A 24,530-nucleotide genomic window follows, 5' to 3' on the forward strand; every position below is an offset into this window, starting at 1 on the left:
TATAATATAGGTAAAAAGTTCTAGGACATTAGGAGGAGAAACGATGTTACACAAGAAAAGAAAGTTATTGAAAAATCAAAAGGGCTTTACGTTGATTGAACTGCTGGCGGTTATTGTCATTTTGGCTATTATTGCAGCGATCGCGATCCCGGCGATTAACACCATCATCAAGCACTCAAAAATCAGTGCCATTAAATCGGATGCTGTCCAAGTAATCAATGCTGCGAAACTCTATGTATCTTCGAATAGTGTTCCCACAGGTGGAGTAATACAAAAAGCGGACATAGACAAATACTTAGATGATGAAGTGAATCTTTCAACATACACAGTAACAGTAAAAGAAGAAAACGGAAAAATGGTTTATAAATTAACTGGTACGGGTGAAGATGATGGGGTAACAGTAACATTTACAAATGCTACAATTAAAGATATAAACGATAAGGACAGCAAATATAGCACAACAGTTGGAACTGCAAAAACGGAATAATAGTCTTTTTGTCTGCCAAATTGATTCAACGAATATCTTAATATTAACCTAAGGTTCACTCGTTTCATAAAGGTGTGCCTTAGGTTAATTTTCAAATGATAGTAAGGAGCCATCATGATGCCACGCTCATTTTTTCCATCATCGAAAAAAACCGGAAATTTCATTATCAAAGACCATGTCATTCGTTTTCTCGAATTGAGGCAGACTGACCCGCCTGTTGTTGCAAAAATGGGCGAGCGGTATTTGCCGGAAGGGCTGATCCGCGGCGGGAAAATTGCTGATGCCGAGACGCTTGCGATGATCGCTGAAGAATGTCTTGATGATTGGGGGCTTAAGGGGAAACACCCGGTCCGTTTTGCTGTGCCCGACAATTTTGTTGTCGTGCGCCAAATTGCTGTTCCGGATGAGATTGCCATGGATGAAATGGAAGGTTATATTACCCTTGAGCTCGGTTCCACCATTCATTTGCCGTTTGATGATCCTGTATTTGATTTTGCGCTCCTTGGTGAGTCAAATCAGGAAAAGCAGGTGTTGTTATTTGCTGCGCCCCGGGATGTCGTCGAAGATTATGCCGGTTTTTTTAACGGTATCCGCCTGAGCCCGGTTGCTGCTGATATTTCCCCGCTATGTGCCTACCGGTCTTTTTATCATTTGAATACACTGCATGCGATGGACCATCTGCTCCTTCTCCAGTTTGATTTATCCATGGTCAATGCGACCATTTTCCACCGGCATTTCCCGCTGCTTGCCAGGGAGCTTGAAGTCGATATTCCGCTTTCCAAATGGGAGACGGAGACCAATGCTTTTGGCGAAAAAAAGTACCGCTGGCCGGAAGACGATCCGCTGCTCCGCTACCAGACGGAAAATATTTATAAAGAGCTGGACAGAATCATGAATTATTACCAGTTTTCGATCCGGAAAGGGCAGGATGCGGTCAATCAAATTTTGCTGAACGGCGATTATCCGTATTTGCCCGAGGTTGCGGACAATCTTGCGGAGCAGTTTGGCCTGTCGGTCAAGATGATCGAAACGGAAAAAGTATCTTCCACAACCGGGCAGCCGTTTCCCGCCCGCTTTGCGCCTGTTTTGGGCCTTGCACTGAAAGAGGTGAAATAAATGCTCGTCGAGATTAATCTGCTGCCGAAAAAAGAACCGAAAAATATCGCACTGCTCTTTTGGGGCGGGATACTGGCCGGTGCATCCGCCATTTTTGTCATCATCTTCTTTATCGCGCTCCATCAGACAAAACAGGATCTTGCTGCCGTTAATCAGCAAATCAAACAGACGGAAGCGCTCCAGGCTGCTGAACAGGCAGCACAAAAAAGCAATGCGGACATACAGGATTTTAAAAAGCTCTCGTCCGCCGTTAAATGGGCAAGCGATACGCCGGTCAAGACGGTGCCGGTACTGGACAAGCTTACTAAACTTTTGCCGGAATACGGCTATATTACGGACTTTTCCTGCAGCAGCACGGGCGCGAATGTGACCGTCCAGTTTGATGCGTCCGATGAAGCGGTTTACTTCTTAAAACGGCTGAATGACAGCCCGTATTTCAGCGGCGCCGTCTTAAACAGCATCAAAATGAATACGGAAACGGCCAGCGCTTCTTCAAGCGGCACATCCGGCGCTACAGCTGGTTCATCTTCGGGAACGGGCACATCCAGCACATCCGCCGGTTCCTCTTCTGGATCCGGCACTTCCAAAACGGCAAGCAGCACATCTTCCGGATCAGATGCGTCCAAAACGGCCGGCGGATCTTCTCCGGACACGTCTAAAACCGGTTCCTCTTCCACATCCGGTGCATCCAAAACAGCCGGTGGTAACGGCGAGGGCGGTTCCTTTTCCTCCCCGGCGCCAACGGGTGGCACAGCCGGCGCGGATACTGCAGCAACCGGTGAAGCAGAGGGTGTAACGGTCTATGAAGCGACATATACGATCCAGCTCAATCAAACTGTACTCAATGCCGCTAGCAAAAAGGAGGAACAGCAATGAACCTCCGTTTAAACCGGAAACAGCTTTTTATCATGCTTGCTCTCTTGGCCGTTTGCCTTGCCGGCGCATTCGGTTTGTACTGGTTTGTGCTGGCGCCGGCTAAGTCCGAGCTGGCCGGACAAAAAGCTGCGTTGAAATCGGAACAGCAGGTGCTATCCAGCCTGCAGTCAAAAAAACAGCAAAGCCCGGAACTGCAGCTTGGCAATGTCGTCAGCCTGATGCGGAAAATCCCGGCAAAACCGCTTGCGGAACAAGTGCTGCTTCAGTTCAGGATGGCAGAGGCCCTTTCCGGCAGCCGGATTACAGAAACAGACGCCCAGCAGGACTCCGCCGGTACGTCCGGGAGCGAGGAGGCTACACAAAGCACAACGAGCGGCACCTCATCCGGCACACAGCAAAAAACAGACGTGCTGCCTGCCGGTGTCAAAAAACTGTCGTATACTTTAAAAGTGGAGTCAGACAGCTACAAGAGCATGAAAACATTTTTACAGACGATTGAAAACTTGCCGCGCATTACAGTGATCGAAAGCCTCAATTTCAGTCCGGGGGAAGGAGCGCCTGGATCGAGTGGATTGCAGTACACCGTCACGGTTTCCACTTTTTATTACCCGGCGTTAAGCCGGTATTCGGACTATTTGCCGGAAATCGACGTGCCGGCAGCGGGACATAAAAGTGACCCGGTCGCAATAAAGGGGCAATAAGTTTTCGGCATGTTCATCCTTGCCATTACATATGCTTAATATCGCCCGTTCCTTGCCGGTAGCGAACCAAAAATACCATATGCTGAAATATTAGAGGGATCAAACATGCATGGATTGTGGACTGCTTATTTTGCGGCACTGGGAATGGTGTTCGGCTCGTTTTATAATGTCATCGGGCTACGCGTGCCGAATCATGAATCGATTATCCGTCCCGGGTCGCATTGCCCAAAGTGTGGGCACTCGTTAAGCTGGTATGAAAATATACCGGTATTGTCTTTTCTTGCTTTACGGGGCAGATGCAGAAGCTGCCGCGCGCCGATCTCCCCGGTCTATCCGGTATTTGAGGCGCTGACCGGGGGCTTGTTTGCCTATTCTTTTTACCGGTTCGGGTGGAGTCCCGAATTTTTGCTTGCCGTTTTTTTTATTTCGCTGCTTGTCATCATTACCGTTTCCGATTTGGCGTATATGCTCATTCCCGATAAAGTGCTGTTTCCTTTTGCAGCCGCCATTGCCGCCGTCCGGCTTTTTCATCCGGCGTCACCGTGGTGGTCCGCCTGGCTCGGGGCGGTTTTCGGCTTTTGCCTCCTCTATCTCATTGCCTTTTTCACAAAAGGCGCGATGGGTGGCGGGGACATTAAATTGTTTTTTGTCATCGGGCTTGTGCTCGGCATAGAGAAAACCTTTCTGGCCTTTTTTCTAGCCTGCTTTTTTGGCGCGCTTTACGGCGTTGGTTTGATGGCTGCCGGCAAATTTAAAAAACGAAAACCGGTGCCGTTCGGGCCGTTTATCGCCATCGGTGCGCTGACCGCCTATTTTTTCGGAAACAGCCTTATCGGGATGTATTTGCGCTTCTCCGGTCTTGAATAAAATTTGCATAAAATGCCGGAAATCGGCGAATGGTTTTCGGACAAGACGACAAAAGTCTTGTTCTTTTTTTTGCCGGTTATGGTAGCATGAAGCAAATCGGGCAGGAGAGGTGAAAACATTGGACAAGGCGAAAAAAAAGGCGAAAATTACAGTCAAAGTGGGCGGAAAAAAGGTGCAGCCGGAAGAAAGCGTGAAAGTCCATGACTGGAAAGCGGCCGAAGAAACGGCTGCCGCACAGGAAGACAGTGTAAAAGAAGAGGAGTCATTTGAATGGGTGCTGCCCGAACTTGATGCGGATCAGATTGAAGAATTCCGGCCGATCCATTACACACCCGCGCCCAAAAAGAAAAGCATATTCCCGAAAAAAGCGGTTGCGAAAAGGGCTGCGCCGGCGATTTTGTTTTCTGTCGTGTCCGCGGTGGTGTTCGGGGCGCTGCTCGGGTTTGTTGTATTAAAATTCATTGCGTACGGCGATCATCAAACAAAACTCCCGAAACAGCAGGCTGAAGGCGCTGCAGCGGGCACAGCGCAGCAAGAGGCCCAGCTTCCGGCGTTAAGCATCGGCATCATCCAGGCAGGGGTGTTCAGCACGGAAGGCGCCGCCTCTAAAGTGTCACGCGAACTTGCCTCGAAAAAGGTCCCGTCAATGCAGCTTTCGATGGACGGGCAGCGCTATATTTTTGCAGGTGTGGCCGACAGCCTCGGCACAGCCAAAAAAATGGAAACTGCCTGGAAAGATAAAGGCGTCGAACTGTATGCAAAAGAGATCAGTTTTTCCAGCAAAAAGGTCCAAACGACGACAAAGGATGAGCAAATTTTTGTCCGGGAAACGGTTCCGCTTTTTCAAAAACTGGCAAAAGAAACGGCCGCCGCTGTCCAGAACGGGCGGGTTTCACCGGACGGCATGAAGACAGCCGAAACAGCAGCCGGAAACGTCAAAAAGCTGGCAAAAGTCAGGCAGGAAACGCTCGGCCGGCTGAAAAAATACGAAACGGCCGCGTATGAATCGCTCGTTGCTTATCAAAAAAGCGGCAATCGGCAGGATTTAACGAATGCCGAACAAAACCTGCTGGACTACGTAAAGGTCTACAGTGGGCATTGAAACCAAATGCGGGCTTCCGGCTGAAAGGCTGTGATGCCGGACAAAGGCATGCGCCCGCATGGCATTATTTTTCGTCTGAAAAGGTTGAATTTGCAGTTGTTTCACGGCCCGTTTTTTGGTACGATACAATTGTATCTCCCATACCAAAGACCATTGGTTTGATTCCCCCGCCTCCTGCACCAGAAAAGGAGGAATTTATTTGGAAAAAATGCTGATCAAAGATTTTCCTGCAGAAGACCGCCCACGTGAACGGCTGATCCGCACAGGAGCGGAGAGCCTCTCCAATCAGGAACTGCTTGCCATTTTACTCCGTACCGGCACGAAAGAAGAATCGGTGCTCGAGCTTGCCAACAGGCTGATCCGCCATTTTGAAGGCTTGCGGTTTTTAAAAGACGCTTCCCTTGAGGAAATGACGGCCATTAAAGGCATCGGCACAGCAAAAGCGGTTCAGATTCTGGCCGCGATTGAACTCGGCAGAAGGATCGCCAATTTGCAGCACGATGCGCGTTATGTAATCCGCACGCCGCAAGACGGGGCCAATTATGTCATGAATGATATGCGTTTTTTGTCCCAGGAGCATTTTGTCTGCCTCTATTTAAATATTAAAAACCAGGTGATCCACCAGCAGACGATTTTCATCGGAAGCTTAAATGCCTCGATCGTCCATCCACGCGAAGTGTTCAAAGAAGCGCTCAGGCGTTCAGCTGCTTCCATTATTTGTTTCCATAACCATCCATCCGGGGACCCTTCTCCTTCCAAAGAAGATATCGCAGTTACCAAACGGCTTGCCGAATGTGGTAAAATAATGGGGATTGAGATTCTTGACCATTTGATCATCGGTGAGAAAAAATTTGTGAGTCTGAGACAAAAAGGGTATTTGTAAGGCTTTGAATTTTTTTATGGTTACGATATAATAAATCGTATGATTTTTACGGCCGGCACTGCGCCGGAAATACCTGAATTCCGGATGTAGATTTAAAGTGACATCCATAAATAAGCAAAAGTATGGCACCAACTGGTGATGAAAATTTATCGTGTAGAAAGGGAGATACATCCATGTTCGGAAGTAAAGACCTGGGGATTGATCTTGGGACAGCCAATACATTGGTTTTTATAAAAGGGAAAGGAATTGTGGTGCGGGAACCTTCCGTTGTGGCCATCCAGACGGATACGAAACAGATTGTCGCAGTCGGGGATGCCGCGAAAAAAATGATCGGCAGGACGCCGGGAAACATCGTGGCAACGCGGCCGATGAAAGACGGCGTGATTGCGGATTATGAAACGACGGCGGCGATGATGAAATATTATATTCAGCAGGCCACAAATAAAAAAGGCTTTTTTTCAAAAAATCCGTATGTCATGGTCTGCGTCCCTTCCGGCATTACTGCGGTGGAAGAGCGCGCGGTGATTGATGCAACCCGCCAGGCCGGGGCACGGGATGCTTTTACGATTGAAGAGCCTTTTGCGGCTGCGATCGGTGCCGGGCTGCCTGTCTGGGAGCCGACCGGAAGCATGGTTGTTGATATCGGCGGCGGCACAACGGAAGTGGCGATTATTTCGCTGGGCGGAATTGTGACAAGCCAGTCGATCCGGGTGGCCGGGGATGAAATGGACGAAGCGATCATCAGTTATATCCGCAAAAATTATAATCTTTTAATCGGGGACCGGACCGCAGAACAAATTAAAATGGAAATTGGTTCAGCAGGCGAGCCGGAGGGGATCGAACCGATGGATATCAGGGGCCGGGATTTGCTGACCGGTTTGCCGAAGACGATCACGATTACCGCGGATGAGGTGGCCGATGCGCTCCACGATACGGTGTATGCCATTGTCGATGCGGTCAAATACACGCTTGAGCAGACACCGCCTGAACTGGCAGCCGATATTATGGATCGCGGCATCGTCCTGACAGGTGGGGGCGCCCTGTTGCGCAACCTCGACCATGTCATCAGCAAAGAAACCGAAATGCCGGTGCTGATTGCTGAAAACCCGCTCGACTGCGTAGCAATCGGAACAGGCAGCGCGCTCGAAAATATCGAACTGTTTAAAAACAAAGCAAAAAATTCTAAATAGGGCATGCTAGTGTCCTGTTCACGCATTCTCCTGCCGGCTTTTCCTGGCGGGAGAATGGTTTTCAATCCGGGAATGGCCGGAACAAAGTGTTATAGGAGTGGATTTTATGCCACAGTTTTTTTTGAATAAACGATTGATCGTCCTTTTAATCAGTGTCATTCTGCTTGTCGCCATGATCGGATTTTCCATTAGGGAACGCGACCGGATTTCAAAACCGGAACAGTTTGTGCGCGATATCGTCGGGCTCGGCCAGTCCGTCATTGCCAAACCCGCCAATGCCCTTGCCGGTTTTTTTGACAATATCGAGGACTTAAAAAATACATATACCGAAAACAAAAAACTGAAATCCCATTTGGAACAGCTGACAAGCTTGGAAGCGCAAAATCATGAACTGAAAAAAGAAAATGAAAATTTGAGATCTATTATAAAGGAAAAAAACAGTCTTGGAGATTCAGAGTCCATTCAGGCCCAGGTCATTGCACGCAACCCGGATAATTGGTACGAGCAAGTGGTGATTGATAAAGGCGAAGTCAACGGCGTTACCAAAAACATGGCTGTCGTCACTTCAGGTGGTTTCCTCGGAAAAGTTACGCAGGTCGACAAATTTTATTCAACCGTCGAACTTTTGAGCTCGCCCGATGAAACGAACCGCGTATCCGCCAAAGTGCAAAATGCCAAAAAAGACGCTTACGGTTTAATCGAAGGATACGACAAAAAAGCAAAAATGCTGCTTTTGAAACAGCTTGATTTTAATATCAAAGTCAAAAAAGGCGATCATGTCGTAACATCCGGTTTAAGCGGCATGTTTCCGAGCGGGCTTCTGATTGGTGACATTGAAAAAGTGACCCCGGATGAAAACGGGCTGACGCAAACCGCTTATGTGAAGCCGGCAGCCAATTTTTATGATGTCCGCGAAGTGCTCGTCATCAACCGGAAAGCAGTGAACCTAGGCAGCGCAGGAGGAGAGCAGTGATGAAACGGATCGTGCTCCCTCTGATTTTAAGCCTGTGCTATATTGCTGAAAGTTTATTTGCCCAATTTTTTGCTGCCCGTTCTTTTGGCGGAAAATTTACCATTGTTCCCCATTTTCTGCTTGTTATGCTGATTTTAATGGGGATGCATTACCGAAAAAGGCTCTCCATCATTTATGCCTTTGTATTCGGCATGCTGTTTGATGCTTTTTATACGGGCATTCTGGGCGTTTATCTGTTTTTCTATCCGCTTGCGGTTTACCTGACAGAAAAAATGGACAGGATCCTCCAATCCAATATTTTCACCGGCACGCTTGTGGCAGTCTTGAACATGGCGATTGTCGAATTTTTGGTCTATGGCATCAATGCTTTAATTAATCCGCAGGTGATGGGATTTGACGATTTTCTCTTGCTCAGGCTTTGGCCGACTTTGATTTTAAATGCCGCTTTTTTTATTTTGGCATGGTATCCGATGGGGAATTTTTTAAAGCGGCGTGCAAGGGAAGAAGAAAAGGAATAACCGGCGGGGAGAAAATCTGTTAAAATGGGAAAGAAGGATTTTCCGCCTTTTTGTCGAATGATCCGGACAAGGGGGAATGGAAAAAGCAAAAGGGTTTGCGGGCCGAAACCAGCCGGAACCGCACGCACGGAGGCTTATTCCTGCGTGCCGGGCCGCAAAACGCCGTCTGAAAGCCATTTCGGATGTGTCGTTATTTATTGAGCCGTTGAGGTGAGCAGTTTGAAATGAAGAAAACGCAAAATGTAACCATAAAAGGGACGAAAGACGGAATTGTGCTGCATTTAAACGACCAATGCTCCTATCAAGCTTTAAAGGCGGAATTAGAACAAAAATTACTGGCCCAGGCTGTCGATGAGGAGGAAAACAGCCCGATCCTTGCCGTCAAAATTCAGCTTGGCAACCGCTATTTGACGCCAGCGCAGGAAGAAGAGATCAAAAGCCTTGTGCGTGCCCGGCGGAACCTTGTTGTCGATGAAATCATCAGCAATGTCATCACAAAAGAAGCGGCTGCGCGCGAAAAAGTGGAAAATGAAATTGTGCCTGTTACCACCATCGTCCGGTCCGGTCAGGTGTTAAAGGCGGAAGGCGATCTTTTGCTTGTCGGCAATGTCAATCCGGGCGGAACCGTGATTGCAAACGGCAATATTTTTATCATGGGAAACCTCCGCGGCATTGCGCACGCCGGCTACAGCGGGAGAAGGGACGCCGTTGTTGTCGCTTCCAATATGGTTCCGTCCCAAATCCGGATTGCCGATTGCCTGAACCGGGCACCTGATGATTACGGGGAAGAAGACCGGCATGAGATGGAATGTGCTTACATAGATGAATCGGACCATATTATCATTGATAAATTGCAAGTGTTGAAAACTTTGCGGCCGAATATGACAAGATTAAAAGGAGGGTTCTCATATGGGTGAAGCGATTGTCATTACATCCGGAAAAGGCGGCGTCGGCAAAACGACGACATCGGCAAACCTCGGGACTGCGCTCGCGCTTCTCGGAAAGAAAGTCTGTCTTGTCGATACAGACATCGGGCTCCGCAATCTTGACGTCCTGTTGGGGCTTGAAAACCGGATTATCTACGATCTAGTCGATGTCGTAGAAGGCCGCTGTAAAATCCACCAGGCAATCGTAAAGGACAAGCGTTTCGATGACAAGCTCTTTTTGCTGCCGGCTGCCCAGACAAGCGACAAATCCGCCGTCACGCCGGAACAGATGAAACAATTGATCCACGGGTTAAAACAGGATTACGATTATATTCTGATTGACTGCCCGGCCGGCATTGAACAGGGATATAAAAATGCAGTGGCGGGCGCTGACCAGGCGATTGTTGTGACAACACCGGAAATCTCGGCGGTAAGGGATGCCGACCGGATCATCGGGCTTTTGGAAAAGGAAGAACATATCGAGCCGCCGAAACTGATCATCAACCGGATCCGGAGCCATATGATGAAAAGCGGGGACATGCTGGACATCGATGAAGTGACAAGCCATTTATCAATCGATTTGATCGGGATTGTAGCCGATGATGAAGAAGTGATCCGCGCTTCGAACCAGGGTGAACCGATTGCGCTCCATCCGACGAACCGCGCCTCCCTTGCCTACCGGAATATTGCCCGCCGGATTTTGGGGGAAACGGTGCCTTTAATGCCGCTTGAAGACCAGAAACCCGGCATGTTTGCGCGCTTTAAAAAATTATTCAGTTCGAAATCTTCTTAATAGCAGAGCCGTTTCTGAACGTTTTTCCAAACGATCAGGGCGGCTTGTTTTGTTCCCGGTTCTAACCGCTTTGGACAGGTCATACATTGGTAATAAACGAATGCCTGTACAGAAGGGGTGAATCGATTGGGAAACCGCGCCGATGAAATCCGGAGACAAATGGCGAAGCGGAGAAAAACGATCAAGCAGGCTTATAACGGCAAAGAAACGGTCTATGCGAGCCTGATCAAAGATGAGGGCACACATGTATATGAACCGCCGGGCAAAACGCCGCATCCGCTTTTTAAAAAAGAAACGATGCTGTTTAAAATTCTGGCTTCTGCCTGTCTTGTCCTCGTTGTGGCGATTCTGTTTAAATCGGAACGTCCGGAATTTGACAAACCGAAAGCCGCCGTCAAACAGGTAATGGCGTCCGAATTTCAATTTGCAAAAGCAGCCGCCTGGTATGAAAAAAAGTTTGGCAAGCCGGTTGCGCTCTTCCCGGAAAAATCGTCAAAAACGGAAACCGCTGCTTCCAATGAAGATTCGCAATATGCCATGCCGGTATCGGGAAAAATTCTGACCCGTTTTTCTGCTGATGGAAGAGGGGTTACGATTGAAACAAAGCCGGGCGCAAGCGTGAAAGCGATGAGCGGCGGGACGGTCATTTTTGCCGGGAAAAAGCCAAAACTCGGCAATACCGTTATTATCCAGCATGCCGATTCAACGGAAACATGGTACGCAAACCTCAGCAAAATCGATGTGGGCCAGTATGACAGCCTCAAGATGGGCGAAAAGGTCGGCACGGCGCGAAGCAGCGGGGAAAAAGGGGAATTTTATTTTGCGCTTAAAAAAGACGGCGGTTTTATCGATCCGATCCAGGTGATTAAATTTGAGTGAGCGGTTTTGGCTTCTGAAAAAAATCAAAATCCATCCCCTTTTCTGGCTCGTGGCTGCCATTGCTGCTGTTACCGCCCGTTTCCAAGATCTCATCCTGCTGTTTGCGATCATTTTCATTCACGAAATGGGGCACGCGGTTGCGGCGCAATATTTTTCATGGCGGGTTAAAAAAATCGCCATTTTGCCGTTTGGCGGCGTCGCTGAAACAGAGGAACACGGAAACCGCCCGCTGAAAGAAGAACTGATCGTGACACTCTCAGGCCCCCTCCAGCATGTTTGGATCGCCGTTTTCGCGTATTTGTTGTTCCGCTTCGATGTCTTGCCCGGACAGATGTATACGCAAATCGGGGAGTGGAACCGGGCCATTCTTTTTTTTAATTTGCTCCCGATTTGGCCGCTTGACGGCGGGAAATTGCTGAATATGGCGTTTTCCACGGTTTATCCTTTTTTGCGCGCATTCCGGATGACGATTTGCTGTTCGTTTATCGTGCTGCTCCTTTTTCATGCGGCCGCCCTGCTGAATGCGCCGGCAAATTTGAACGTCTGGGCGATCGCCGTTTATTTATATGCCGCCCTTTGGAAAGAATGGAAACAGCTTTACTTTGTTTTTATCCGTTTCCTGCTTGAACGGTATTACGGAAAAAGGGATCCGCTCCGTCATCTGGAAACGATCGAGGTGGATGCGGGCGCATACTTGTATGAAGTGCTCGAAAGCTTTAAACGGGGACGCAAACATCCGCTCATTGTCCTTAAAAACGGGGTGGAAGTCGGGAAGCTTGATGAAAATGAACTCCTTCATGCCTTTTTTTCCGAGAAGCAAACCAATGCGAAAGTAAGCGATATCCTGTATAGTTATTGATGGAAGCCGCAATTAAAGCGGCTGAAAGCGAAGACAGTGTGGTGGAATTTTTTGGACAGATCAATCATCATCAATGTGAAAACAAGGGAAAAACGATATGCGGTCATCGAAAACGGCAAAGTATCTGCCATCCGCATCCGGCAGCCGGGCGATGCAGCAAAAGTCGGGAATATTTATCTCGGCAAGGTGGCAGACGTCAAACCCGGAATCAATGCCGCGTTTATTGATATCGGCGGCATCCGGCACGGTTACTTGCATATCAGCCGGCTCCCTGCTTTTGCGAACAGCAAAAATTCGAATCCAACGATTTCAGCTTATCTTTCGCCCGGGCAGACGGTCATGGTCCAGGTGAAAAAAGATGAAACAGGGCAAAAAGGGCCGCTTTTGACCGGCATCATTGAGCTTTCAGGAGAACAGATTGTGTATCTGCCAGAAGGAAAGTACACGGCTGTTTCCAAAAAAGCGGATGATGCAGACCGAAACAGGTGGCGGAAAAGGGTCCGCAAAGCGCTTGAACCGCAGGAAGGGATCATTGTCCGGACCGCAGCCATCCATGCCGGTGGGGACGGGTGGCGCGATGAACTAAAATGCCTCAGGCTTCGGTACAAATGCCTGCTCGAAAAGGCGGCACAACTGAAAGCGCCGGCTGTTCTGCACGAAAAAAGCACGGTGGAAGCGGAAATTTTCCGCGAACTTGTCCGCTTAAAAAGCGGCACGGTGATCGTGGATGATGCGGAGGCACTTGCCCGCCTGAAAGCATTGCTTGCGGGCCGGCCGGAACTGGACTGGTCGTTTGAGCTCTACAGCGGAAAACAGAATATTTTTACCCGCTACCGTATCGACCGGACGCTTGAGGATGCCTTGAAAAGAGTGGTCTGGCTTGAAAACGGCGCCTATCTTGTCATCGACGAAACAGAAGCGCTCACCATTATTGATGTGAATACCGGAAAATATACGGGCACAACGGATCAGGCCGAAACGGTGCTGAAAACGAATCTGCTTGCGGCGAAAGAAATCGGCCGCCAGCTGAAACTGCGCGATTACGGCGGCATCATTCTCGTCGATTTTATCGATATGCAGCGCGATGAACAGCGCGCACAAGTGAGGGCGGTGCTTGAAAAAGAACTGGAAAATGACGAGAAACAAACCCGCATCACCGGTTTTACGGAGCTTGGCATTTTACAAATGACGCGCAAGAAAACGCGCAAATCGCTTCCCGAGGCACTGCTTTCCGTTTGCCCGGTCTGCGGGGGCAGCGGCAAAATCGAAAGCCCCGAGACGCTTGCTTTCCGCCTCGAACGCGAGCTGTGGGAAGCGCCGTACGCGGATTACGAAGCCGTCTTGATTGAATGCACGCAAGATGTGAAGGACTGTTTTTGCGGGGAAACGGACGTACACTTAAAGCGGCTGGAAAACCTGCTCGGCATGAAACTCATTTTTCACATCACTCGCGATCCGCATCCATTTTATGCCATCCGGCAGTTCGGAACGGCAGCCGGCCTTGCCGCAAAAGGCAAAGATCCCAATTGACAAAGGAAAAAGTGTGTGTTACCATCAGTATGTTATGTTTGTAGCGCCCTGTGCTACAACCGCTCAGGAACAGGCTTTGCAAGTTTTTACATTTCGTAAAACGCCTGTCTTTGGCGAGTCTGAGTCTTAAGGAGGTGCAGTGATGTACGCAATTATTGAAACCGGCGGGAAACAAATCAAAGTAGAAGAAGGCCAAGCTGTATATATTGAAAAACTCGATGCAGCAGAAGGCGAATCGGTTACATTTGACCGCGTTCTTTTTGTCGGCGGCGAATCGGTAAAAGTCGGCAGCCCTGTTGTTGAAGGCGCTACGGTTACGGGTAAAGTGGAAAAACACGGCCGTGCGAAAAAAATCGTTGTGTTCAAATATAAAGCGAAGAAAAATTACCACAAAAAACAAGGCCACCGTCAGCCGTACACAAAAGTGGTCATTGAAAAAATCAATGCGTAAGGTGCACGCGGCATGATCCGGGTCCGCATCAAACGCAAAAAGAATGGGAACATCTCGTCTTTTGAAATGAGCGGCCATGCCGAATTTGCCGAATACGGCCAGGACATTGTCTGTGCCGGCGCTTCCGCTGTTTCTTTCGGGACGGTGAACGCCATTATGGAAGTGGCGGGGGTTGAACCCGAAATCCGCCAGTCCGAAAGCGGCCTTTTGAAATGTAAAATCCCTTCGCATCTTTCGGAAGAACAGGCGACAAAAGTGCAGATTCTGCTTGAAGGCATGGTTGTATCCCTCGAGACGATAGAACGGGAATACGGCGAATTTATCCATATAACCTTTGAATAGGAGGTGAGCATCATGTTGAAATTAGATCTTCAGTTTTTCGCTTCCAAAAAAGGGGTCGGCTCCACAAAAAACGGTCGTGACTCGATCGCAAAACGCCTCGGTGCAAAACGTGCGGACGGTCAGTTCGTAACAGGCGGCTCGATCCTTTACCGCCAGCGCGGGACGAAAGTCTTTCCGGGCGAAAACGTCGGCCGCGGGGGTGACGACACTTTGTTTGCGAAAGTTGACGGCGTTGTGCGTTTTGAACGACTCGGCCGCGACAAGAAAAAAGTGAGCGTATATCCGGTGGCACAAGAAGCCTAACCCATTAAGCCCCGGGCTGCGATATTCGCGGCCCGGGGCTTTTGCATTTTCCGATACACCTCTCCCGTTCTGAAAAACGTACAAACGTGTGGCCGCTTTCTTCTGGCGAGTGCCGGGCACATGCCGCTATCATTCGCGTCCCGTGCAACGTGAGGCAATTTTTGCTATACTTAAACATAACCTATTTCGGAGAACGGGAGCTATGAAAATGCGGGAATGGACGACGGTTGACGTGCTTCGCCACGCCAGGCATGACTGGCTGAACAAGGTGCAGCTGATCAAAGGATACGCCAGCTTGAACAAAATGGAAAAGGTCAAAAATATTGTGGAAGACATTATCCGGGAAGCGCAGCAGGAGTCAAAATTATCAAATTTGCATCTGCCGGAATTTGCCGAGCTTTTGCTTACATATAACTGGGAAGGGCACACGGTGCAGATTGCATACGAAATATTGGATGTGGACCGGAATGTGCTACCGGACGACGGGGAGCTGACCGGCTGGATGAAGAATTTTTTCGCTATCGTTGAAGAAGCAGTCGATCCAAACGGAGACAACCGGTTATCTTTGTCGGTCAGCACTTTGCCATCCGGCGCCCGTTTCTTTTTCGAGTTTAGCGGTACAATAAAAAAGTACGGACTGCTTGCCGGGTTTCTGGAAAACGATTGTCCGGGGATGAACGTGATCCACGCATACCCGGCATCCGCTTTCCCGGTTGAAATCATTTTTCCGAAAGCCTAACGATACAGCAATTGCAAAGGTGGTTTTATCTTTTATGTTTGTGGACCAGGTGAAAATTTATGTGAAAGGCGGGGACGGCGGCAACGGGATGGTCGCATTCCGCCGCGAGAAATATGTGCCGATGGGCGGCCCTGCCGGCGGGGACGGCGGCCGCGGTGGCGATGTCATTTTTGAAGTCGATGAAGGGTTGCGGACGCTCATGGATTTCCGCTACAAGCGCCATTTTAAAGCGGACCATGGCGAAAACGGCATGAGCAAAGGAAAACACGGCCGCGGGGCGAAAGACATGATTGTCAAGGTGCCGCCGGGAACGGTCGTCATTGATGATGATACAAAACAAACGATTGCCGATTTAACGCGCCACGGGGAACGGGCAGTGATTGCCAAAGGCGGGCGCGGCGGCAGGGGCAATATCCGCTTTGCGACACCGGCCAATCCCGCTCCGGAAATTGCCGAAAACGGCGAACCGGGCCAGGAACGTTATATTGTTCTTGAATTAAAACTGCTTGCTGATGTCGGCCTTGTTGGTTTTCCGAGCGTCGGGAAATCAACCTTGCTTTCCGTTATCTCTTCGGCACGCCCGAAAATTGCGGAATACCATTTTACGACGCTTGTGCCGAATCTCGGTGTAGTCGAAACGGAGGACGGCAGAAGTTTTGTCATGGCCGATCTGCCGGGGCTGATCGAAGGCGCGCACGAAGGCGTCGGGCTCGGCCACCAGTTTTTGCGCCATATCGAACGGACGCGGTTGATCGTCCACGTCATTGACATGGCGGCGGTGGAAGGGCGCGACCCGTATGAAGATTATTTGACGATCAACAAAGAACTGAAAGCTTATCATGAACGCCTTTCTGAGCGCCCGCAGCTCATTATTGCCAATAAAATGGACCTTCCGGGCGCGGAAGAAAATCTGGCGGCGTTTAAAGAGAAGCTGGGCGATGTCGCACGCGTCTTCCCGATTTCCGCGGTGACGCGCAAAGGATTAAGGGATGTTTTGTTTGCGATTGCCGATCTGCTCGATGAAACACCTGCCTTCCCGCTTCATGCTGGCGAAGAACCGGATGCGGAACCGTCCCGTGTATTGTACAAGCATGAAAAAGAAAAGGCCGATTTTACCATTACACGCGATCCGGACGGCAGCTTCGTCATCCACGGGGAAAAAGTCGAGAAGCTGTTTAAAATGACAAATTTCAGCCATGACGAGTCTGTCCGGAGATTTGCCCGCCAGCTGCGCGGAATGGGCATTGATGACGCGCTCCGTGCACGCGGCGCGAAAAACGGCGATACCGTCCGCCTTTTGGATTTTGAGTTTGAATTTGTAGATTAACCGTGCTGGGCCGGGGAATCCCGGCTCCCGAGTGGAGGAAAGGGCACTTTGGAAAAGAAAGCAGAGCATAAGTTTATCTTGGTGCGTGAGGATGTTTTGCCGGAAGCGATGATCAAAACACTTCAGGCGAAAGAACTGCTGGAAAGGGGACAAGCGGTATCGGTCGGGGACGCGGCGAAAAAAGCGGGCTTAAGCCGCAGCGCTTTTTATAAATACCGCGATACCGTTTTTCCGTTCCATTCGGTTGTAAAAGAAAAAATTGTGACCTTGTTTTTTTATTTGGAAGACCGGTCCGGGACATTATCCGAAATTTTAAGGATTATTGCATCTTACTCATGCAATATTTTAACGATTCACCAGACGATTCCGATACAGGGGCGGGCAAATGTCACTGTTTCGCTGAATGTGTCCGGGATCAACAGGAGTTTAAATGATCTGCTGGAAGAACTGCAGGCATTTGAGTTTGTCAATAAAGTAGAAATATTAGGGTCCGGAGCCTAGAACTCCGGCCGGCGGGGGAGAGGAAATGAAAGCAGCTTTTTTCGGGCCGGAAGCGACGTTTACCGATATCGCGGTCCAGTCAGTGTTCCCGGAGGCCAGCCGGGTTGCGTATCGGACGATTCCGGAATGTCTAGAAGCCGTGAAGACAAAACAGGTGGATATGGCGGTTGTTCCGCTTGAAAACGCCCTGGAAGGTTCGGTAAATTTAACGGTCGATTACTTGTATCATGAAGAACTGCCGCCGATACGCGCGGAAATCATTGTGCCGATCGAGCAGCATTTTATGGTTCATCCTGCAAATGCCGGCGCCTGGCGGGAAACGGAAAAAATCATTTCCCATTCCCATGCGCTTGCGCAGTGCCACCAGTTTCTGCGCCGGGAATTCCGGCATGCGGAAGTGGAAGCAATGGGCTCTACGGCCGCTGCTGCGAAATATGTAAGCGAACACCCGGAACTGAAATGGGGGGCGATCGCCAACGAAATGGCAGCGGAACTGTACGGTCTTGAAATTGTCAGGCGTGCAATCCATGATTATCCGTTTAACCATACGAGATTCATTGTCCTTTCAAATGAGGAGCTTCATATCGAAAAAACGCCTGATTTCCTGAAATCGACGATCATGGTCACATTGCCGACGGACAAGGCCGGATCACTGCACCAGGTGTTGTCTGCCTTTGCCTGGCGAAAGATTAACTTGAGCAAGCTTGAATCGCGGCCGTTAAAGACGGGGCTTGGAAACTACTTTTTTATGATTGACCTGAACCACTCCTTAGAAGAAAAGCTCGTCCGCTTTTCGCTTGAGGAAATCCACGCGCTCGGCTGCACCGTGAAAGAACTCGGGACCTATTATAGGTATATGGCGGATAAATGATGATCGCTTCTTCAAGAATGTTAGGATAAGCCCGGCTGGAACCCGGGCTTATTTTTTTTTTGCAAAACAAGCTTTAAACCCAGGTTTTTAGGCCGGATGGGTGATGAAAAAGAGCTGTCCTTTATGTTTAGGGCAGCTCTTTTTCATTTTCTGCAAATAAAATGCCAGCTTCTTTCAGCGCCTGTTCCGCTTCTTCAACCTGCCGCCCGCTTGCGGCTTCCACCGTATGCAAGTGGATGCCGCCTGTTAATTCGGATAAGTAGCTGGCATTTGTTTCTTCAATTTGGCGGATAAACCGGGCCACTTCTGCGCGGGTGGAGACCATGATCGAGGCGGTCAGATCGCCGTATACCGGATGCTCCACCTTGACATCTTTTACGGTCACCCCGTGGTCCACGAGCAAATTCAGCTCATCTGTGACCTGTTCGCGACTATGCATACAAACAAGCGTTTTCTCCACTTTGTTTTCCGCACCGGCGGGGTGTATGTACAAATATCCCTGGCTCGTTGCCAGGATCGGTTCGTTTTTCGCTTTCAGGAGCGTAATATCATTTACTATAATCTGTCGGCTCACATTTGTCCTTTTTGCCAGTTCCCCGCCCGTAATCGGCTCCCGGCTATTCTGCAGCCATTCGAGGATCAAATGCCGCCTTTCATCCCCAAGAATTTTTTTCTTCTCTGCCAACAGCGTTTCCCCCCATTCATTCGGCCTCATTCGGATTTTATCATACGAAGGCGCCGGGATGAAAGAATCAACCCTTTAAAGGGCATAAAGGACGCGGGACGTTCATAAGTTTTTATGTAAAATCAATCGCATTTTGCCCGGCACCACATAGAATGTATGGACTTAAGCCTTGAGGAGGGGAAATGTGTGAAAATCCATATCGTGCAAAAAGGCGATACGCTCTGGAAAATCGCCAAAAAATACGGCGCCGATTTTGACGAATTGAAAAAATTGAATGCGCAATTATCCAATCCGGAAATGATTATGCCCGGCATGAAAATTAAAGTTCCGACAACGGGCGGCATGGTAAAAAAAGAGACACATACAGGCCATGCAGGTTATACGGGCCACGCGGGTGCAAAAGAAATGCCGCTCGTGACCCATCCGTACGAGCAAATGCCTGAGGCCAAGATGCCCGTCGCAAAAGAAATGCCGGTACCAAAAGAGGTGCCAAAAGCGCCAGCACCGAAAGAAACACAGGTGAAAGAAAAAGTGGTTGAAAAAAAAGAAACGATTTATAAGCCGGTGATGCCGCAACCGGTCATTCCTGAAATTGACATCCATAATTACTATGTGACCAATATGGCTGAAATCGAAACCCATACAGCTGCACCGCCGCCGAAGCACCATGAAAGCGAATCGTCGGAAAGCGTGCACTACACCATGCCGGTAAAGGAAGAGTGCCCGGAAATGTATGTACCGTATAATCCGTGTCCGCCCGTGATGCCGGTATACGATTGCGGCTGCGGGGGAGGGGACATGCACGCCGGATTTTTCCCGCCTCCTTACAGCATGCCATATCCGCAAGTCCCATATCCGATGCCGTACCCAATGGCCTATCCGCAAATGCCGGCGATGGCCGCGCCAACAGGGTTCACGCAAATACCGGCGATGGCCGCGCCGGCAGGGTTTATGCCGCAGCAGCAGCCGGCATGGCATGAGGGGCAGCAAGTGATGCCAGGTTATGAATGGGAAGAAGAATCCTCTTCGTCTTCTCCTTATCCGTATGGCCCCGGTATGCAGGCGGGGGTTTCTGCGCAACATCCTGCCGCCGCGCCGCAATGGGGAGCGCAGCAGGCTCCTTTATACGGCGCTGCTTCAGAAAGCTCCGCCTATATGCCGCAGTACATGCCGCCGCAAACGATGCCGCAGTACGCCCCGTATCCGCCGCACCAGCAGCCATGCGGGTGCCAGGAGCAACCTTACGGCGGCGTGCAGGAACCGTACGGGATGGCGCCGCAACCGTACGGCATGCAGGAACCATTTGGTGGCATGCCGCAACCGCCATACGGGATGTCGCAACCACCATACGACATGCAGGAACCGTACGGGATGCAGGCCCCGTTCGGATATGACCGGGGCGAAAAAACGGACCAGCCGCAGGAAAAACGGGATCCTTCCGGCGAAGAAGAAAAATAATGGGCGGCCGGAGACAAGAGGGAGACGAAACCAAACGTCTCCTTCTTTATGCGGAAAACAGACTGCAGGAACCGATTGTTGACTGGCGCAGGTTGCGTGACCGGGTATGGCTTATCGGAACAAAGACAAAGAAAGTGATCATGAAGCAATATGGTTCCGATACGCGCCTTAAACGGCAAATGCTGCTTACATCGGAACTGCGGAAAAGCGGTTTCACCCAAACTTGCCGTTTTCTGGAAGATGACAACGACAGCCCCTTTCAAGGCAAAGCTTTTGGGTTTATGGCATACATTGAAGAAGACCCGGCCGGTTTTACCTTCGGGACGGAAGCAGACATCCACGCCGCTTTCCGCCTGTTAAAACAGTATCACGAAAAGACCGCGCACTTTCCGCAAGCCGTAAAAATGGAATTTCCGCGCTTTTTCCAGCTGAGAAAATGGCAGGCGCGGTACCGGACATTTCTGGAAAACAAAGAACAAATTGTCCGGTATTTGCCGGAAACGTATTTTGCCGCGTACGAAAGATGGGCAGCCGAGGCGTTAAACCGGCTTGAGAAAAAACAGCATTTGCTTCACCGTCCGCCGTATTGCATCACGCACGGTGATGTTGCCCACCATAATTTTTTGCGTGCGAAAAACGGGGAACTGTATTTGATTGATTTTGACCTTGCCCGCCTTGCCCCGGCCTGGACCGATGATCTCCAGTTTTGCAACCGGGTTTTGCCCGCTGCTTCATGGTCGCTTGCTGCTCTTGAAAAGTGGGGAATGCTGGACGGTGCGCCGGACAGGGAAACTTTTCTTGAGGCGCTCCTTTACCCGACGGATGTTTTAAGAGAGTGGAACCGGTTTGTTGGAAGCGGCAAAAAAGAAAAAGAGCAGTACTGGCCGCATCTTTCCCTGCTTTCCATCGGGCAATTCGGGGAACGCGCCCGCTTTCAAAAAGAAGTAAAAAGGCGTTTGCAAGCATAACGGAAAAACCTGGACGCTTACGGCCAGCATAATGCTTTTCATCCTCCTTTCGGGCGAGTATGGTATAGTAATAGGGGACTGTATCAGCGCTGTCAGAAAGGAGTGATGGCCATGTCCGGCCATTCCAAATGGAAAAATATTCAAGGCAGAAAAAATGCGCAAGATGCAAAGCGCGGAAAAATCTTTCAAAAACTGGCAAAGGAAATTTATGTAGCGGCGAAAAACGGGCCTGACCCGGAAGCGAACTCAAGCCTCCGCCTAGTCATTGAAAAGGCAAAGGCCGCCAATATGCCGAATGACAATATTAAACGCGCCATCGAGAAAGCAAGCGGCAGCCAAAACGCCGAACATTACGAGGAAATCACATATGAAGGGTACGGGCCGGGCGGCGTTGCCGTCATGGTCACGGCTTTAACCGATAATAAAAACCGGACCGCTTCCAATGTCCGTGTTGCGTTTTCGCGCAACGGCGGAAATCTCGGCGAAAACGGATGCGTGTCTTTCCTGTTTGACCGCAAAGGCTATCTTGTCATTGAGCGGGAAGGGCTCGAGATAGATGAAGACGGAATGCTGCTTGCCGCGATTGAAGCAGGCGCCGAGGAAATGGAAACGAGCGATGAAGTGTTTGAAATTTATACAGATCCGGAGCAATTCATGGATGTGAAGAAGAACCTCGAGGAACAAGGCTTTACGTTTGCCCGAGCAGAAATTACCATGGTGCCGCAAAACACAATTGCTTTGGATGAAGCGCAAAAAGAAAAGATGGAGCGATTGCTGGACAGGCTGGAAGACGATGACGATGTCCAGGAAGTTTACCATAACGCCGAATGATAATGTCCCAGTCACTTTCCGCACCCGGTCCGGCCGGGTGCGGAAAGTGACTTTTTTGCAGCAAAGCCGGTTAGCCCTGTATCCAACCGGTTACACTGTGGAGAGGGCCCTTGCTGTTTTTAAACCGGCGCACTACGAGAGAGGACCATGCTGTTTTAGACCGGTGCACTGCGGAAAGGGGACCATGCCGTTTTTAAACCGGCTGCACTGTGGCTAAAGAATCGTGCCGTTAAAACCCGGACGATGGTTTCGGCTGGAAATCCGGGAAGGTCGTTAAGAGGCAGCGAGTATTCGAAAAAAAGTGAGCCCGGTATGCCACACGGACACGGATCTGTCTCCGGATGCAGGCGTTTCCTTTCGCCATGGAAACAGGAAAAGCGCCCAGCCTTAGGAATCATCCGGCCGGAAAAAAAGGAGGGACCGGACATTCGTTCCCAAAACGGTTGCATTCTGTGGTACAATATGGGATAGCAAGTTTTTGAGGAGCGTGTGGGAAGGTTGTACGAATATATTAAAGGCATCATTGATTCCGTGAGCCCGGATTACATTGTCGTGGAAAACGGGGGGATCGGCTACCGGCTGCTGGCGCCGAACCCGTATATTTTTTCAAAAAGCATCGGACAAGAACGAAAAATTTTTACATACCAGCATGTGCGCGAAGATCTGATCGCGCTTTACGGTTTTGAAACGGCGGAAGAACGGGCGCTGTTTCAAAAGCTGCTCAATGTTTCCGGCATCGGGCCAAAAGGGGCGCTTGCCATTCTTGCGTACGGGCAGCCGCAGCAGGTTGTTGACGCCATTGAGAATGAAAATGAATCTTTCCTTGTCAAATTCCCCGGTGTCGGCAAAAAAACGGCAAGGCAGATGATTCTTGATCTGAAAGGAAAGCTGCAAGGCCTCGTGCCGGAGATGCCGGACGAGGCAGGCGGGGAAAAAGCGGTGCCTGCATCCACCAACCAAAACCTCGAAGAAGCGATGCTCGCTTTGGCGGCGCTCGGCTATTCGGAAAAAGAAATCGCGAAAGTGGTGCCCAAACTTCCGGAAGAAGTGCTTTCTGCGGATGAATATATTAAACTCGCTTTAAAAGCAATGGTAAAATAATGGAGGAGGGGAGAGCATGGAAGACCGCGTAGTTTCCGGCGAGGCAAATGAACAGGAAGTTTCCTTTGAAATGAGCCTCAGGCCGCAAACCCTTGCGCAATATATCGGCCAGGATGAAGTGAAGCATAATTTAGCCGTGTTTATTGAAGCGGCGAAAGGGCGGCGCGAAACACTTGACCACGTGCTGCTTTATGGTCCGCCGGGGCTTGGCAAAACGACGCTTGCCACCGTGATCGCAAACGAAATGGGCGCGAACATCCGGACGACTTCAGGGCCTGCCATCGAGCGGCCGGGCGATCTTGCCAGCGTGTTAACCGCGCTTGAGCCGGGGGAAGTACTGTTTATTGACGAAATCCACCGCCTGCCGAAAGCGATTGAAGAAGTGCTGTACCCGGCAATGGAAGACTTTTGCCTTGATATCGTGATCGGCAAAGGATCGGGTGCCCGCTCCATCCGCCTTGACCTGCCCCCATTTACCTTGATCGGGGCGACGACGAGGGCCGGTTCGGTTTCAGCACCGCTGCGCGACCGGTTCGGGGTGATCAGCCGGCTCGAATATTATAACGAAGCGCAACTGGCGGAAATTGTGCTGCGGACAGCCGGCATCCTCGAGACGGCGATTGAGCCTGAGGGGGCAGCGGAAATTGCAAGGCGTTCGCGGGGCACGCCGCGGATTGCGAACCGGCTGTTAAGAAGGGTGCGCGACTTTGCCCAGGTCAAAGGAGACGGAAAGGTCACCCTTGAGATCGCCAATTATGCCCTTGAACTTTTGCAAGTTGACAAACGCGGGCTTGACCATATTGATCATAAGCTGTTAAAAGCGATCATAGAGCGCTTCCGGGGCGGTCCTGTCGGGCTCGACACGATTGCGGCCAGCATCGGGGAAGAAAGGGAAACGATTGAAGATGTATATGAGCCGTATTTGCTGCAAATTGGCTTTTTGCAGCGCACGCCGCGCGGCAGGGTAGCGACCCCGCTTTGCTACGCACATTTTCATATGGAGGTACCGGAATGAGCGGATTTGGAAAAGTGCTGATGACGATCGCCGTGATTCTTTTTGCTATCGGCCTGTTGATGCAGTTTACGAAAATCGGCCGGCTGCCGGGCGATATCCTCATTAAAAAAGGGAACACAACCTTTTATTTTCCAATCGCAACATCGATCCTTTTAAGCGTGATCTTAAGTGTGTTATTATATATCATTGGACGGTTCAAATAACCGCAAATGGGATTCAAAATGAAGGGGAAACAACA

General features: G+C 50.0%; 28 protein-coding genes, 1 pseudogene and 1 other annotated feature. Of the genes and pseudogenes, 28 read left to right on the forward strand and 1 reads right to left on the reverse strand.

What is annotated here, in order from left to right; genetic code table 11:
• Positions 1 to 43: 43 nt before the first annotated feature.
• The 22 genes from NFR98_RS03760 (at position 44) to pheA (ending at position 18,234) form a co-directional block, all read left to right on the forward strand.
• Positions 44 to 487: a prepilin-type N-terminal cleavage/methylation domain-containing protein gene (locus NFR98_RS03760; RefSeq protein WP_277613365.1), complete on the forward strand. Its 444-nt coding sequence runs from the start codon at positions 44 to 46 to the stop codon at positions 485 to 487.
• A 117-nt stretch (positions 488 to 604) separates the two neighbouring features.
• Positions 605 to 1,603 carry a type IV pilus biogenesis protein PilM gene (gene pilM / locus NFR98_RS03765; protein WP_251459732.1) on the forward strand — a complete coding sequence of 333 codons (999 nt, stop codon included), beginning with the start codon at positions 605 to 607 and terminating at the stop codon, positions 1,601 to 1,603.
• Entirely contained in the window at positions 1,604 to 2,479 is an 876-nt protein-coding gene (locus NFR98_RS03770) for a PilN domain-containing protein (RefSeq protein WP_251459734.1), read from the forward strand.
• A complete protein-coding gene (locus NFR98_RS03775; protein WP_251459736.1) occupies positions 2,476 to 3,180 on the forward strand; it encodes a type 4a pilus biogenesis protein PilO in 705 nt (234 codons plus the stop codon). Before NFR98_RS03770 ends, NFR98_RS03775 begins: the two co-directional genes overlap by 4 nt.
• A gap of 105 nt (positions 3,181 to 3,285) precedes the next feature.
• The gene (locus NFR98_RS03780) at positions 3,286 to 4,047 is read left to right on the forward strand and encodes a prepilin peptidase (protein WP_251459738.1); all 762 of its coding nucleotides are present in this window, start codon (positions 3,286 to 3,288) and stop codon (positions 4,045 to 4,047) included.
• 109 nt (positions 4,048 to 4,156) lie between these two features.
• Entirely contained in the window at positions 4,157 to 5,149 is a 993-nt protein-coding gene (locus tag NFR98_RS03785; protein WP_251459740.1) for a hypothetical protein, read from the forward strand.
• Positions 5,150 to 5,348: 199 nt separating this feature from the next.
• Complete coding sequence (gene radC / locus NFR98_RS03790; protein WP_277613366.1) at positions 5,349 to 6,032, forward strand: RadC family protein; 684 nt, start codon at positions 5,349 to 5,351, stop codon at positions 6,030 to 6,032.
• A gap of 173 nt (positions 6,033 to 6,205) precedes the next feature.
• Positions 6,206 to 7,222, forward strand: a complete 1,017-nt coding sequence (locus tag NFR98_RS03795) for a rod shape-determining protein (RefSeq protein WP_017551063.1) — start codon at positions 6,206 to 6,208, stop codon at positions 7,220 to 7,222.
• Positions 7,223 to 7,328: 106 nt separating this feature from the next.
• On the forward strand, positions 7,329 to 8,195 hold the full coding sequence (gene mreC, locus NFR98_RS03800; protein ID WP_014097865.1) for a rod shape-determining protein MreC: 867 nt from the start codon (positions 7,329 to 7,331) through the stop codon (positions 8,193 to 8,195).
• Positions 8,195 to 8,713: a rod shape-determining protein MreD gene (mreD, locus tag NFR98_RS03805; RefSeq protein ID WP_017551061.1), complete on the forward strand. Its 519-nt coding sequence runs from the start codon at positions 8,195 to 8,197 to the stop codon at positions 8,711 to 8,713. The genes mreC and mreD overlap by 1 nt, the downstream gene beginning before the upstream one ends.
• 224 nt (positions 8,714 to 8,937) lie before the next feature.
• Positions 8,938 to 9,630, forward strand: coding sequence for a septum site-determining protein MinC (minC, locus tag NFR98_RS03810; RefSeq protein ID WP_014097867.1), 693 nt, complete (start codon positions 8,938 to 8,940; stop codon positions 9,628 to 9,630).
• The gene (gene minD, locus NFR98_RS03815; RefSeq protein ID WP_013859807.1) at positions 9,623 to 10,432 is read left to right on the forward strand and encodes a septum site-determining protein MinD; all 810 of its coding nucleotides are present in this window, start codon (positions 9,623 to 9,625) and stop codon (positions 10,430 to 10,432) included. Before minC ends, minD begins: the two co-directional genes overlap by 8 nt.
• Positions 10,433 to 10,558: 126 nt before the next feature.
• Positions 10,559 to 11,311, forward strand: a complete 753-nt coding sequence (locus tag NFR98_RS03820; protein WP_017551058.1) for a M23 family metallopeptidase — start codon at positions 10,559 to 10,561, stop codon at positions 11,309 to 11,311.
• Entirely contained in the window at positions 11,304 to 12,170 is an 867-nt protein-coding gene (locus NFR98_RS03825) for a M50 family metallopeptidase (protein ID WP_014097868.1), read from the forward strand. Before NFR98_RS03820 ends, NFR98_RS03825 begins: the two co-directional genes overlap by 8 nt.
• A gap of 51 nt (positions 12,171 to 12,221) precedes the next feature.
• Positions 12,222 to 13,700, forward strand: coding sequence for an Rne/Rng family ribonuclease (locus NFR98_RS03830; RefSeq protein WP_251459742.1), 1,479 nt, complete (start codon positions 12,222 to 12,224; stop codon positions 13,698 to 13,700).
• Between the two features lie 47 nt (positions 13,701 to 13,747).
• Positions 13,748 to 13,831, forward strand: a sequence feature (ribosomal protein L21 leader region).
• A gap of 11 nt (positions 13,832 to 13,842) precedes the next feature.
• On the forward strand, positions 13,843 to 14,151 hold the full coding sequence (gene rplU, locus NFR98_RS03835; RefSeq protein ID WP_013859803.1) for a 50S ribosomal protein L21: 309 nt from the start codon (positions 13,843 to 13,845) through the stop codon (positions 14,149 to 14,151).
• 12 nt (positions 14,152 to 14,163) lie between these two features.
• Positions 14,164 to 14,493: a ribosomal-processing cysteine protease Prp gene (locus NFR98_RS03840; RefSeq protein WP_251459744.1), complete on the forward strand. Its 330-nt coding sequence runs from the start codon at positions 14,164 to 14,166 to the stop codon at positions 14,491 to 14,493.
• A 12-nt stretch (positions 14,494 to 14,505) separates the two neighbouring features.
• Positions 14,506 to 14,796 (forward strand): 50S ribosomal protein L27, encoded by a 291-nt coding sequence (rpmA, locus tag NFR98_RS03845; protein ID WP_013859801.1) that lies wholly within the window; start codon positions 14,506 to 14,508, stop codon positions 14,794 to 14,796.
• Between the two features lie 208 nt (positions 14,797 to 15,004).
• Positions 15,005 to 15,535 (forward strand): Spo0B C-terminal domain-containing protein, encoded by a 531-nt coding sequence (locus tag NFR98_RS03850; RefSeq protein ID WP_251459746.1) that lies wholly within the window; start codon positions 15,005 to 15,007, stop codon positions 15,533 to 15,535.
• A gap of 34 nt (positions 15,536 to 15,569) precedes the next feature.
• Entirely contained in the window at positions 15,570 to 16,862 is a 1,293-nt protein-coding gene (gene obgE, locus NFR98_RS03855) for a GTPase ObgE (RefSeq protein WP_017551053.1), read from the forward strand.
• Positions 16,863 to 16,910: 48 nt separating this feature from the next.
• On the forward strand, positions 16,911 to 17,363 hold the full coding sequence (locus NFR98_RS03860; RefSeq protein ID WP_014097873.1) for an ACT domain-containing protein: 453 nt from the start codon (positions 16,911 to 16,913) through the stop codon (positions 17,361 to 17,363).
• Positions 17,364 to 17,388: 25 nt separating this feature from the next.
• A complete protein-coding gene (pheA, locus tag NFR98_RS03865) occupies positions 17,389 to 18,234 on the forward strand; it encodes a prephenate dehydratase (protein ID WP_014097874.1) in 846 nt (281 codons plus the stop codon).
• 127 nt (positions 18,235 to 18,361) lie between these two features.
• On the opposite strand, the gene NFR98_RS03870 is transcribed toward pheA, so the two are convergent.
• Positions 18,362 to 18,919: a transcription repressor NadR gene (locus NFR98_RS03870; protein WP_104851464.1), complete on the reverse strand. Its 558-nt coding sequence runs from the start codon at positions 18,917 to 18,919 to the stop codon at positions 18,362 to 18,364.
• A 186-nt stretch (positions 18,920 to 19,105) separates the two neighbouring features.
• Between NFR98_RS03870 and safA the strand changes: the two are divergent.
• From safA to NFR98_RS03900, 6 genes and pseudogenes are all read left to right on the forward strand, one after another.
• A pseudogene (gene safA, locus NFR98_RS15875) lies at positions 19,106 to 19,253 on the forward strand (SafA/ExsA family spore coat assembly protein); the annotation flags it as partial.
• A 1,123-nt stretch (positions 19,254 to 20,376) separates the two neighbouring features.
• Entirely contained in the window at positions 20,377 to 21,345 is a 969-nt protein-coding gene (locus NFR98_RS03880; RefSeq protein WP_014097877.1) for an aminoglycoside phosphotransferase family protein, read from the forward strand.
• A 111-nt stretch (positions 21,346 to 21,456) separates the two neighbouring features.
• Entirely contained in the window at positions 21,457 to 22,176 is a 720-nt protein-coding gene (locus NFR98_RS03885) for a YebC/PmpR family DNA-binding transcriptional regulator (protein ID WP_035188238.1), read from the forward strand.
• A 498-nt stretch (positions 22,177 to 22,674) separates the two neighbouring features.
• On the forward strand, positions 22,675 to 23,277 hold the full coding sequence (ruvA, locus tag NFR98_RS03890) for a Holliday junction branch migration protein RuvA (RefSeq protein WP_046720699.1): 603 nt from the start codon (positions 22,675 to 22,677) through the stop codon (positions 23,275 to 23,277).
• A 16-nt stretch (positions 23,278 to 23,293) separates the two neighbouring features.
• Positions 23,294 to 24,292 (forward strand): Holliday junction branch migration DNA helicase RuvB, encoded by a 999-nt coding sequence (ruvB, locus tag NFR98_RS03895; RefSeq protein ID WP_014097880.1) that lies wholly within the window; start codon positions 23,294 to 23,296, stop codon positions 24,290 to 24,292.
• Positions 24,289 to 24,495 carry a DUF2905 domain-containing protein gene (locus tag NFR98_RS03900; RefSeq protein WP_014097881.1) on the forward strand — a complete coding sequence of 69 codons (207 nt, stop codon included), beginning with the start codon at positions 24,289 to 24,291 and terminating at the stop codon, positions 24,493 to 24,495. Before ruvB ends, NFR98_RS03900 begins: the two co-directional genes overlap by 4 nt.
• The last annotated feature ends 35 nt before the right edge of the window (positions 24,496 to 24,530 follow it).

Origin of the sequence: Weizmannia agrestimuris (assembly GCF_943193165.1) — a bacterium.
Lineage (GTDB): Bacteria > Bacillota > Bacilli > Bacillales > Bacillaceae_C > Weizmannia > Weizmannia faecalis.